This is a genomic window from Ammoniphilus resinae, assembly GCF_017873965.1.
GTDB lineage: Bacteria > Bacillota > Bacilli > Aneurinibacillales > RAOX-1 > Ammoniphilus_A > Ammoniphilus_A resinae.
This window is the reverse complement of record NZ_JAGGKT010000016.1, coordinates 1-12,201: the sequence shown is the minus strand read 5'-3', so window position 1 is coordinate 12,201 and position 12,201 is coordinate 1. Positions and strand designations below refer to the sequence as shown.

9 protein-coding genes are annotated in these 12,201 nt (G+C 44.8%); all 9 read right to left on the bottom strand.

Translation table 11 applies throughout. The features are described from left to right. Positions 1-161: 161 nt before the first annotated feature. The 9 genes from J2Z37_RS19860 to J2Z37_RS19820 all read right to left on the bottom strand — a co-directional run bounded on the left by J2Z37_RS19860 (position 162) and on the right by J2Z37_RS19820 (position 11,861). Positions 162-1,298: a glycoside hydrolase family 88 protein gene (locus J2Z37_RS19860; protein WP_209812060.1), complete on the bottom strand. Its 1,137-nt coding sequence runs from the start codon at positions 1,296-1,298 to the stop codon at positions 162-164. Between the two features lie 44 nt (positions 1,299-1,342). After that, entirely contained in the window at positions 1,343-2,362 is a 1,020-nt protein-coding gene (locus J2Z37_RS19855) for a LacI family DNA-binding transcriptional regulator (RefSeq protein WP_209812059.1), read from the bottom strand. Positions 2,363-2,507: 145 nt separating this feature from the next. Beyond that, on the bottom strand, positions 2,508-4,628 hold the full coding sequence (locus J2Z37_RS19850) for a bifunctional diguanylate cyclase/phosphodiesterase (protein WP_209812058.1): 2,121 nt from the start codon (positions 4,626-4,628) through the stop codon (positions 2,508-2,510). A 188-nt stretch (positions 4,629-4,816) separates the two neighbouring features. Then, positions 4,817-5,560 carry an SDR family NAD(P)-dependent oxidoreductase gene (locus J2Z37_RS19845; RefSeq protein WP_209812057.1) on the bottom strand — a complete coding sequence of 248 codons (744 nt, stop codon included), beginning with the start codon at positions 5,558-5,560 and terminating at the stop codon, positions 4,817-4,819. A 213-nt stretch (positions 5,561-5,773) separates the two neighbouring features. Then, positions 5,774-6,643: an SDR family oxidoreductase gene (locus J2Z37_RS19840; protein ID WP_209812056.1), complete on the bottom strand. Its 870-nt coding sequence runs from the start codon at positions 6,641-6,643 to the stop codon at positions 5,774-5,776. Positions 6,644-7,086: 443 nt separating this feature from the next. Continuing rightward, on the bottom strand, positions 7,087-8,547 hold the full coding sequence (locus J2Z37_RS19835) for an MDR family MFS transporter (protein ID WP_342453859.1): 1,461 nt from the start codon (positions 8,545-8,547) through the stop codon (positions 7,087-7,089). Between the two features lie 13 nt (positions 8,548-8,560). Further along, complete coding sequence (locus J2Z37_RS19830; protein WP_209812055.1) at positions 8,561-9,346, bottom strand: hypothetical protein; 786 nt, start codon at positions 9,344-9,346, stop codon at positions 8,561-8,563. 67 nt (positions 9,347-9,413) lie between these two features. Next, complete coding sequence (locus J2Z37_RS19825) at positions 9,414-10,748, bottom strand: MATE family efflux transporter (RefSeq protein WP_425340343.1); 1,335 nt, start codon at positions 10,746-10,748, stop codon at positions 9,414-9,416. A 72-nt stretch (positions 10,749-10,820) separates the two neighbouring features. Continuing rightward, entirely contained in the window at positions 10,821-11,861 is a 1,041-nt protein-coding gene (locus J2Z37_RS19820) for a DUF2087 domain-containing protein (protein WP_209812053.1), read from the bottom strand. Positions 11,862-12,201 lie beyond the last annotated feature (340 nt).

Sequence of the window (12,201 nt, the reverse complement as noted above, 5' to 3'; positions counted from 1 at the left end):
CAGTTTAATTGTAAAGTATTTTTACCAGAAGGGAAAGTTTGATCATGGGAATGATCACTAGCGAGGGTTGTGTGCGAGGAGATAGCTAGATTAAGCGGGGAAATTTGAAAATTCCGCCTAAATCTTTACTTTAAAGATAGGCGGAATTCTCGGTTCATAAATTAATAGAGAATCTCTAGTCCCTTGCGATTCCCTTCATGCAGCTGTAGTCTACGGTAAATTGCCTCCATAAAATAATAATCACCATACATTGTGGACTCATTGATCCCAGAATTTCTAGGCTTATCCACAGTGGCCTTTTCAATAATCCCGAACCGCTCCATATCATGGTATAGACAGTGAGTGGCCATGCCCTGCAAGATTTGGTCGGCACGATCTAGCCAAATGTCCGCATCCAGTGAACCTGCCTGCTTGAGAAGATCATACATTAAAATCATCCCGGAGGCTGCAATGGAAGCGGAAGATGCGTCAAGGGGCTCGTCGGTACGATTTTGGAAGACAAAATCCCATCTTGGCAATTTCAAATCATCATCTAAATGATCCCAGTAGTACTCGCCTATTTTTTGCGCCGCCTCAAGATATTCTGCCTTCTTCGTGTATCGGTACATATTGGCAAATCCGTAGGTCGCCCAAGCTTGGCCTCTGGACCAGCAGCTTTCAGGAGCAAAGCCCTGATGGGTTCTTCTTTCCACGATCTCATAACTGCTTGGATCCCAGCGAACCACATGATAAGTGGAACCGTCGGGGCGAACATGATGTTGTAAAATGTGATCGGCAGTATGGCAGGCTAGTTCATGGTATTCCGGTTTGTCCTGCTGCTTTGCAACCCAGGATAACAAGGGAAGGTTCATGATCGTATCAACTATGGCCACCCCTTCATAGCCTGGTTCATCCCAGGCTAGAATCAGCCCGACTCGATCTTCGAACAGATCACGCATGTTTTTTGCCCCAGCCTCGGCCAAGCGAATAAACTCAGGATCCCCTGTCAGATGGTAGCCCAAAATACAGCTTGGTCCAAAAATAAAGCCTTGATCATGCGTTTTATTGTCAGTCACGCGGACAGCAAGCCGTTTTGCCCATCCGGCTGCTTTTGTTTGAAGCTGTGCTCTCTCCGACTCGACCGCGTATAGCGATTTCAGCCACAACAACCCAACCCAAAATCCGCCTGTCCAATGCCCATTTTCGTGTGTCAGCCATTGTCCATCCCTTGTAATATGCGGAAATTCACGTAAACTCTCCTCCATATTCGCTACTTTTTGCAGACCTTTCTCAAAAACTTCCTTTTTAGTTAACCTCACTTTGCTCGCTCCTCCCTTTTTCTAATCGATTAGATATCAACACACTAACGATAAATCCCATCTCCGCTTGTTTTTCTCACCACAAGTTGCGTCGGCAGAACGATTTCCATCGGTTCCATAGTCTTTGTTCGCTGAATTCGGTCAATGATCAAACGGGCGGCCTGTTGACCGATCTCATAGCGGGGGATACGCACACTGGTTAACTGAATACGCTGGGTACCAGCAAAAAATAGGTCATCAAAGCCAATCACTGCCATATCCGCTGGAACCTGGTATCCCCGATCCTCCACCGCGTCCATGACTCCTAAGGCAACCATGTCATTCATACAAACCACGGCAGTTGGTCTTTCTTCCCAAGGCAGGCGCATCAGATTTGCGGAAGCATTATAAGCGAGCTGGTAATCTCCTAACGTATTGCACATCCATTCCTGACGGATTGGGAGACCGGCGTCTGTCATCGCCTTGATAAAACCCTCTTTTCGTTCCATATTCACTGAGGTCTCATCCACACCTGTAAACATAGCAATCCGGGTATGACCAAGGGAAATAAAATAGCGTACGGCCGATGTGACCCCCTGGAAATTGTCGGCCACAACAGAATCCACCTGAAGATCCTGGATACGGCGATGGGCCAGGACGATGGGATACCCTTCTAACACCAGTTCCTGCAGAATCCCCAGGTCTTGCTTGACGGCACTGGCGATGATTAATCCATCTACTTTCCCTTCCCGAATTTGCAAAACGGCATTGATGATCCGCTCCCTTTGCTCATTGGTATTTAACATGACTAGAGAAAAACCGGCGGCCTGTGCTGCGTCCTCACAGCCTTTTGCTAAATCAGGAAAAAAGGGATTCGTAATATCTGATAAAACCAAACCTAAAGTCTTTGTATTCCTAGCTCTAAGCCCACGGGCCACAGCGTTGGGAACATAATTCAGTTCCTCAACAGCCTGCAAAACGCGTTCCCTTCGCTGTGGACTCACGTATCTTGTGTTGTTTAATACATAAGAAACGGTAGCCACGGAAACGCCCGCATGCTTTGCAATGTCCTTAATCGTTACCAAATCCTCACTTCCTGTGAAAGATAATATTTAACCGTTTAAATTTTCTAAAATATACCTAAATGATATAACAAATCTGAAAAAATGCAATATTTAATTGCAGCAAAAAAATATCCCGACACCATAACCTGGCGCCAGGGACAGTCATCTAGTGTAAAACATAGGACTGGAATTGATTTTGTTTCTCAAAAAATTGTGCAGTGAAATCTTCCGCCGAAATGGGCGGGCTAAAGAGATATCCCTGTCCTTGGTGGCACTGATGACGCTCCAAATAACGGAATTGCTCCAAGGTCTCTACCCCTTCGGCAATCACTTTGATTTCCAGGAATTTGGCCATCGAGATGATCATCGAGGTTAAGGCAGCATTTTGTTTATCTTCTAGTATATTTCGGATAAAGGATTGATCAATTTTTAACCGGTCGATGGGAAGTTCTTTTAAATAATTCAAGGAGGAATACCCTGTACCGAAATCATCGACAGAGACTTTTACTCCAAGCTTCTTTAACTTTTGCAAAACACCAATTGCATGGCTCACATTCATCGTCATGCTTTCGGTAATTTCCAACTCTAGATAATGCGAAGGAAGATCTGTTTCCTCAAGAATTTCTTCAACCTTTTCCGCTAAATTATGCTGGAAAAATTGCCGTGTAGAGAGATTCACGGATATGCCAAAGGGCGGAAATCCCTGTTCGTGCCAAGCCTTTACCTGTCTACATGCCGTTCTTAATACCCATTCACCAATTGGAATAATCAACCCTGTTTCTTCCGCAATCGGAATAAATTGACCCGGCGAAATCCACCCTTGTTTCGGATGCTTCCATCGCAGAAGGGCCTCGAGGGCAAGGATCTGCCCGTTACATAAATCAACTTGTGGTTGATAGACGACATGTAATTCGTTTTTTTCCAGAGCTTTATGTAAATCTTGTTCCAGGACTAACCTAGCCAAAGACTGCTGCTCCATGGTCGGATGAAAAATGGCAAATCGATCGACGTCCTGCTCAGCTTCGTTCATGGCAATCTGCGCGTGTCGCAGAAGTTCGCTTTTCGCTTCGCCGTGTTCTGGATAAACCGCAATTCCTATGTTTACGGTGACATTTAAAAGAAGGCCCTGAATCACAAAAGGGTCGTGCAATGCCTCGTGAATATGCCGACAAATTCCCACCGGGGATTCACCAGCTATTGCACTGGGGGCCAGGATGCAAAACTTGTCCCCTCTCAACTTCCCCAAAAATAAATCATCAGAAAGAGACTCACGAAGACGGGCTGCTACCGATTGCAAAACCAGATCTCCGAAGGTATAGCCGAGTGATTGATTAATCGTTTTAAAGCGGGCCATTTCAAGCAATAACACAACCACTTTGCCATCTGCATGCTGTTCTATCATCTGGTCCAGCTTTTCATCAATGTAGCGTGAATTCGGGAGCTTGCTCGTTTCATCGTGATGAGCGACAAAAGCCAAATGTTCGCGTGCTTCTTTTAATTTTTGGAAAGGTTCCTCCACAGAACTATAATAGAGAGCCCTTAAAAGGAAGTAGAAGCCAAATACCTGAAAGATATGCCCAACAAAATTCATTACATCGTAAACACTTTTGTATGTAGTGAACATCGAATCGCCAATCATTAAATAGATCGAAGCTAAAATCAGCACTCGGTTGAAGGTTTCTTTGGACTTTATATTTTTCACAAGAACAACAATGATAAGGAATTGCAAAATAATCGCTGTATACTGCAGGCCATTTTTAAGTGCCGTCGTTCCGATCCCTTCCACAACCAATTGCGGGAGGACTTGATTGGGATGAAGAATGATCGCTATCCATAGAAGTGAATAGAAAAAAGCCAAGCCATAAGCTCCCCATCGATATTGAGGCTGCACCTGCTTTTCCTTGGTTACCACAATCAAGAGCAGGCATAAGGCCTGTGTCACTCGATTTACAATATAAAACCAGGTCGCACGATAGGGTGAACTGTCCACTAGGAAAAACGGCATTCCTTTATATGTAATGACCTGGAAGATCTCCAGGATGCCAATCGATAGGAAAAGCGAGCCAAGCCACAATCGGTGATTGGACAAAATATGCGGAAAAATCATCCACGCCTGCAGGGCGATCGTAAAAGAGATGATGATAATAACAATCTCGATAATGAGATGAATCGTAAGATGGTTTTGCACTCGAAAAGCTGGATCTGATAGTTCAATAAAAAGGAAAGCGAGTACGAGCATGATAAGTGATACCATGATCACGATTCCTTGTGTTTTCCAAAACTTCATCACTGCCCCTCCTCCCTATGTACTGGATCATAAATAATTATTTTTTTATATTTGATGAATCTATTTTACTGCAAGGGAGTTCATTATACTTCTGAAAGTATTATGAACTTTGTTCGAGGGGGTTGATTGGACAGAGGAAAACCGAATCGAATCGGCCCAATGAAAAAAAGGAGCAACGAGTGCTCCTTCTACAGTGTGGACCCACTATCAATCACAACGATCGCTCCCGTCATCGAATCGGTTTCGATTAGTGCTTTGATTTGCCGTGCGTTATCAGCTAAAGTTGGAAGAGAATGAAGCGGTGAGCTTTCTATGAAGCTATCAATTGTCTTCTGACTGTGCCCACGTGTCCATCTCGTATCCAATAATCCAGGGGCAATTGCATTGACTAGTATTTCTGGCCCTAATCCTTTAGCCAAGCCTTTGGTCAAATGGATTGCAGCCGCTTTTGAAACGGAGTATGGAAGGGAGCTTCCTCTTGGTCTAATGCCTGCTACAGAGGTGGTGATGACAATTCGACCAGCCCCCTGTTTTTTCATATAGGGAGCAGCTGCTTTTGCAGTAAGCCAAGCACCTTTCACGTTCACTGCCATGATGCGATCCCAATCCTCTTCTGTTACCCCATCGATATCGTCAAAAGAACGGAAGACAGTCGTCCCTGCATTGGCCACAACCGCATCTAATCTACCAAACTTTTCAATAATCGCCCCTATCATATCATTCACTTCCGCGCTGGAAGAAACGTCTGCCCGAATGGCCATAGCGGTTCCACCCAAAGCTTGAATCGCCTCAACCGTCTCATTTGCATCCTGCTCTGAACGAGAATAGTTGACAGCAACAGACATCCCCGATTTTGCCAAGTCTAATGAAACCTCACGTCCTAGCCCAGTTGCCCCACCAGTAACCAAAACTACACGACCTTTTAATTCCATGTTATGTACTTCCCTTCTATTTGTATTTCAATTCTATTAAAATAAAACATTAAATAAACATTTGGCATTATATGGCTAATATTATGATAATTTTAATTGTAAATCAATAAAAATTTGGGATATTTTGTCATAGTCCGTGTGGAGGTTTGGAGATTTGTCCTTCATCTAGGCAATGAAGGACAAAATGATGGCGGAAAAACTCAGTGAAATGAATCACCCATTAACAATCGTCCCCCCATTTATATGAAGCATCTGCCCTGTCATGTAAGAGGAATCATCACAAGCTAGGAATACATATCCCGCTGCCAACTCCTCTGGCTGTCCTGCGCGCTTCATCGGGGTATCCGTACCGAAAACCGCCACTTGTTCTGCGGTAAAGGTTGAAGGAATTAGCGGGGTCCAAATCGGCCCTGGTGCTACGGCATTGACGCGAATTCCTTTATTCACTATAGATTGGGATAAGGACCTAGTGAAGGTGACGACAGCCCCTTTTGTTGATGAATAATCGATTAACTGTTCATTTCCTTTATACGCTGTAATCGAAGCAGTATTGACAATACTGCTGCCTGGTTTAAGGTAGGGAAGAGCTGCTTTGGTTAGGTAAAACATGGCAAAGATGTTTGTACGGAAAGTTCTTTCAAGTTGGACCGAAGTAATGTATTCAATCCCAGGCTGCGGATGCTGCTCAGCGGCGTTGTTGACCAGAATATCGAGACCCGAAAAGGTTTGTACCACTTGCTGGGCGATCTTTGTACAAAACGCCTCATCCCCGATATCCCCAGGAATCAGCAGGCATTTTTGCCCCGTTTCTTCCACGCGTCGCTTTGTTTCTTCTGCATCCTGATGCTCGGAAAGATAGCTTATGGCTACGTTGGCCCCTTCCTTTGCATAGGCGATTGCCACCGCTCGACCAATTCCACTGTCCCCGCCGGTTATTAATGCCACTTTCCCTTTCAGCTTACCGCTTCCTTTATAGTCGCGATCCTCGGAAATCGGCAGAGGATTCATCTCATATTCCAAGCCAGGCTGTTGAAATTGATGTTGTGGGGGTTGTGAAGATGGGTAATTTAATTCTTTACTCATGGTGGGTACCTCCCAGTTTTTTCCCTTCTTACTTTTTACTGGGAGGGGGGGGAATATGCTTTTCTTGGGTTTGAGGAGGTGGGCATCAAAGCCTTGAAGTTCATTGACCGGCGTCTGATCGGCCTCATTGATCTTCATAGCCCCGATGAAGTTCATTGACCGACGTCTGATCGGCCTCATTGATCTTCATAGCTCCGATGAAGTTCATTGACCGACGTCTGATCGGCCTCATTGATCTTCATAGCCTTGATGAAGTTCATTGACCGACGTCTGATCGGCCTCATTGATCTTCATAGCCTTGATGAAGTTCAATGACCGGCGTCTGATCGGCGTGATTGATCTTCATAGCTCCGATGAAGTTCATTGACCGACGTCTGATCGGCCTCATTGATCTTCATAGCCTTAATGAAGTTCATTGACCGACGCCAACCTCGACCTCAACCTCAATATCCTGAAGCTTCCCTCGTCTCCATAACCGCTTTCGCCCGCTTAATCTTAAACGCAACGATCCAAGCAATGACAACTAGACCGAAGGAGATCAAGAATGCAGTTTTCATCCCTGCGGTCAGCGCGAGTACTGGATCAGCAGTGCTTCCTGCCTGTTCCATAAAACGCTCCGCGCTGGTCGACATCACAGTCACTAAAAGGGCTGTACCGACTGCACCGGCCACCTGCTGCAATGTACTGATGATCGCTGTACCGTGGGGATACAATGGAACCGGAAGTTGGTTCAGGGCATTAGTCATGACGGGCATCATGAGCATGGAAATCCCTAGCATCAGCAAAGTATTCATCACCATAATCTCCAGATATGGTGTCGTCACGGTGATAAAAGCAAATCGCCACAGCGTCACAGCCATCAACCCTAATCCGATTACGGCGAGCCACTTGGCCCCAAACTTATCAAACAATCGCCCGGTGACCGGTGACATAATCCCCATCACGATCCCACCGGGAAGCATCACGAAGCCAGCTTTTAGCGGACTATATCCAAGCCCATTTTGCAAAAAGATCGGCAACAGCATCATTGCAGAGAACATCGCCATCATCACGATGATCATAATTACAGTCGATAGCCTGAAAATGGGGTATCTAAATGTCCGCAGATCAAGCATCGGATGAGCCATTGTCAACTGACGCCAAGTGAATAATGCGAGCGAAACCCCACCAATCACAATCGGCATCCACACCTCGTTGCTGGTCCACTCCACATTTTCTCCGCCGGCACTGCTAAACCCAAACACGATTCCGCCAAATCCTACAGTGGATAGAAACAGGGAAACAAGATCAATCGACGGACGGCTGACTTCCGTGACATTTTTCAATTTGATAAAAGCAAAAACAATCACAAACAACGCAATCGGCAAAACACTATAAAACAAAACACGCCAACTAAAGTGCTCGACAATAATCCCGGACAACGTCGGTCCAATCGCCGGGGCAAAGGTGATCACGATTCCAATCGTCCCCATTGCTGAACCCCTTTTTTCCAAAGGAACCATCGCGAATACGACATTCGTAAGCAGCGGGAACATCAGCCCTGTTCCCGCTGCTTGCAAGACCCTTCCCAACAACAACACAGCAAAATTCGGTGAGATCGCCGCAATCAAAGTCCCGAGCGTAAATAAACCCATTGCCGATAAAAAGAGACCCCTTGTCGTAAACCGTTCAATTAGAAAGGCTGTGACCGGAATCAATACACCGATCACCAAGAGGTATCCCGTACTAAGCCACTGCGCTGTACTTGGTTCGATCCCGATATCTGCCATAATTTTCGGCAGGGCCACATTCAGCAGGGTTTCATTCAGAATAGCGACAAACACACCAAAGATCATCACGATAATGACTAAAAGGTTCTCCTTACTCCCAAAGGTGCCTCCGTCTTTTTCTATTTTTTGGTCCACAAATTTTCTCCTCTCATGCTAAACCTTTTTTCTTCCTCATCAACAAACCTATTAACGTAAACAACAGCCCAAAAGTTGCAGTCCCAAATGGATAAAGTAGTGGAAACAAGAGACTGGGCCAACCCTGCAGGATATTTGAACGATATCCGAGTGCAATCGGCGAGGTCGATGCCTGATTGACAAAGTTCACCCGCTGCGGAAGATCCCCCCGTTCATCATAGGTAAATTGGTCCAGGGTGACTTGCCCATCCTTTTGAATCCGAAGAGTGCGCCAAGCAAGGTCTTGCTCCCTTTTAAATTCAGGGCCGGAAACCCGTTGAACAAGAACCAATTCTTCGTTCCCCTCCGATTTAACCCTTAACACACCAAAAAAGCCATGGTATCGATTGTTATCAAAGTAATTTGGACGTATCTCAATCGGATTTTCAACAGAATAATCCTTGCCATTGATGACCACCTTCAATTTGGAAAGCGGATAGTCCTCTTCATCGACAATCCCCGGCTGAAAATAATCTTGGGTTAGAATCGTATGACCATTCCAGGCGTATTCCCGAGTATATTGGGTTGAATCTTTTCCCCGCTGCAGATCGTTCTTGACCGTGATCCCTTCAACCTCAATCGGAGCCCCTTTTCCAAGGATCTCAACCTTTCCAAGCTCCATGAAGTTCACGCTAATTTGATCGATTTGAAACTCTCGATTCACTTTATTTTCATAGTAAATTTCCCGTCCCATTAAAAATAATGGATTAATCGAGATAAAGATCAATACCACTCCAAAGATGAGAAACCACCGTCTCATTTTTAACATCGCCCCTTCCCATGGAAGTTACCCATTATACCATGGAAATAGGGGAAAAACGACAATTTTAGATTAACCGTTCTATCCGTTTCTTTTTCCAGATCAGGCGATAATAGGTATATTGTAAAAGGAGGTTCACGAAAAAGGCAGCTGGATATCCAATCCAGATCCCTTTAATTCCAAGGCTTGTGAACGAAGAAAGGTAATAGGCAACCGGTACCTCCACCAACCAAATAGAGACAATGCCAAATACCATGGGCCACAACACCGTTCCACTGGCTCGCATCATGGAGCTGACAATCATCGCATGACCGAAAACCAGGTAACTCCACAGAGTGATCATCAATAGGCTATGGGCGATTTCAAGCGTTGACTGGTTGGTGAGGAACCAGGATAGAATATGCTGTGAAAAAAGATAGACAACGATCACCAGGAATCCGCCGATCAAGTAGTTTAGCAGTAACCCCGCTCGGAAGACCTGGGCTAACTGTTCTTGTTGGCCCCTCCCAATGGCATGAGCCGCAAAAATCGAAACCGCCATACCGAGACTTATCGCTGGCATGGAAACGTAACTGACCACCTGGTTAACTGCACCATAAGCTGCCGTTGCATCCGATCCAAAACGATTGACAAAAGTGATCACGGCAATTTCTGATAAAGAAACCAGGATCATATTGACGCTGGATGGAATCCCAAGGCGCAGGAGCTTTTTTAGTAAAGCCATGTCAATCCGTAAATGTTGCCGAACCGACGCATCAAATTGTAGCGGGTGGTTGGTTTTCTTCAGATAAATGAGCATCACGATAAAGGTTAAAACCGTCGAAATCACAGAAGCATAAGCTGCACCATAAACCCCGAGTTCAGGCAAGCCCAACCAGCCGAAAATAAGAAAAGGCAAGAGCGCAACATTTAGTGAGGTACTAACAATGAGCAGGTGAAAAGGGGTTTTTGAATCTCCTGTTCCCCGCATGAACGTCGTATAAGCAATGTATAAAAACAGAATGGGCATCGACCAAAATAAAATGCGGGCATAGTGAACGCTAACCCCAATCACATTTTCCGGCGTTCCAATCAGGCGCAGAATATCCCAAGTGAAGATTCCACCGATCAAAGCCAGTAGGACACTTAGCACAAAGGTTGTGGTCAGTGTTGTTCCGACTACTGCTTTTAGTCGCTCCTGATTTCCCGCACCGTACGCCTGACCGATGAGAATCGAACTGCCCGCACCGATTCCGATCGTGAAAGAAATAAGCAGAAAAAATAGCGGAAAGAAGGCCGAAATCGCCGCTAACGCATCGACCCCCACCCACCGGCCGACAAAGATACTGCCGGCTAATTGCCCAATCGATTGCAGGGCATTACTTAAAATTAAGGGGATCAAAAAGATCAACATAGGGCGCATGACTGTCTGATTTTCATTCCCCTGTGAATTCACAACCTCTTGGGCCGATTTCATCTTTGGTACTCCTATTCATTAAGATTTTTTCTTATTATACCCTTGATCCCCATAGGGCTGAAGATGATCTAACCACTTTTGTTCAAGCTTTTTTAAATCATCTTTCGGATCAACATATTCATTTTTATTCTCTTTTAAAATTTCTAGCACCTCAAAGACAAATGCATCTTCCCCATACTGATTCCACTCCGCTTGTAAGGCTTTGTTCATATGGGAGCCCATCTTCAGCTGAAACAATTTCCCACTTAAAGTCTTCAAATTTGTGGTGCTATCGATATAGATTTTGTTGTTTTGCGTGTTGCGAATTTGATACACCCCAGCCTCACTTTTCGTTTCTTTATATTGCTGTTTCAGTTCCTTCTTTCTATCCAATTCTTCCATCCCCTTTTCTGACTTCTCCTCTTTTTGGGCGGACTTTACCCAGTATTCACTTCCCTCAGGTTTTCGCTCTAAAAATCCAAGATCAATTAAATACCTACGTACCATCACATAATCGTCGAAAGTCTCTTTTAAATGGTCATTGATTTCCTTCTCGGTGTAGATCTGGTCTGGATCAAATTGCTTCACTATTTTTTCCAGTACGGATCGCTTATCCTTTAGTTTCTTCGGAAAGGGCTGGAGTGCACGGGACTTGGGCTGCTTTTCTCCATTTTCCTGCAACAGCTCCATCAAGGTTAAAAATATCTTTGCTTGGCGCTCCTTCTCCTTGAGAGCAAAACGATGGTTGCGAATCGTCGAGGCACTGCCGATTCCCATTTCCTTTTGCACCTCGGGATCGCTTTTCCCTTGATAAAAAAGGTGTAGCAGGTTTTTCTGATGATCGGTGAGACCTGTGATTTTTTTGTCCTGGTGAATCAAGTATTCAAACACTGATCCATGATATTGCTCGATATGAATTTGCGTAAAACGTTCCGCATCGTAGAATCGGTCTTGGTCCGGGTAGATCCTCCCTTTTTCAAACTGAGTCCCGCAAAGCAGACAAACATACTGATCCGTCTCGAGGGTGTATCCTTTTTTAAGCTCTTCGATAGAGGCATTCCAAAGTAATTCCGAAAACATAAGTAAACACATCCTATTTTTGTTTGTTTTATAATAGACATATTATCATTATGTTTACTTATTAGTCAACATAAAAAAGGGGGACTTACCGAGGAAGTTAGAAGAATACTGAATGGGGTATTTATTTGTAATCATTACACCAATGTGAGCAGGACTTTATTTCCCGTGACCTAAATCCTATTTCCCGTGACCTGGACCCCTCTTTTTGTGACCTGGATTCCACAAAAAAAGAGGCAACCCCATCATAATATGGTACCTGTAGTTAGGACACTTGAAAAAGAGTGTTTTATCTGCAGGTATTTTTTTATATACTTAAATTTCAACATACGGGAAATAAGGG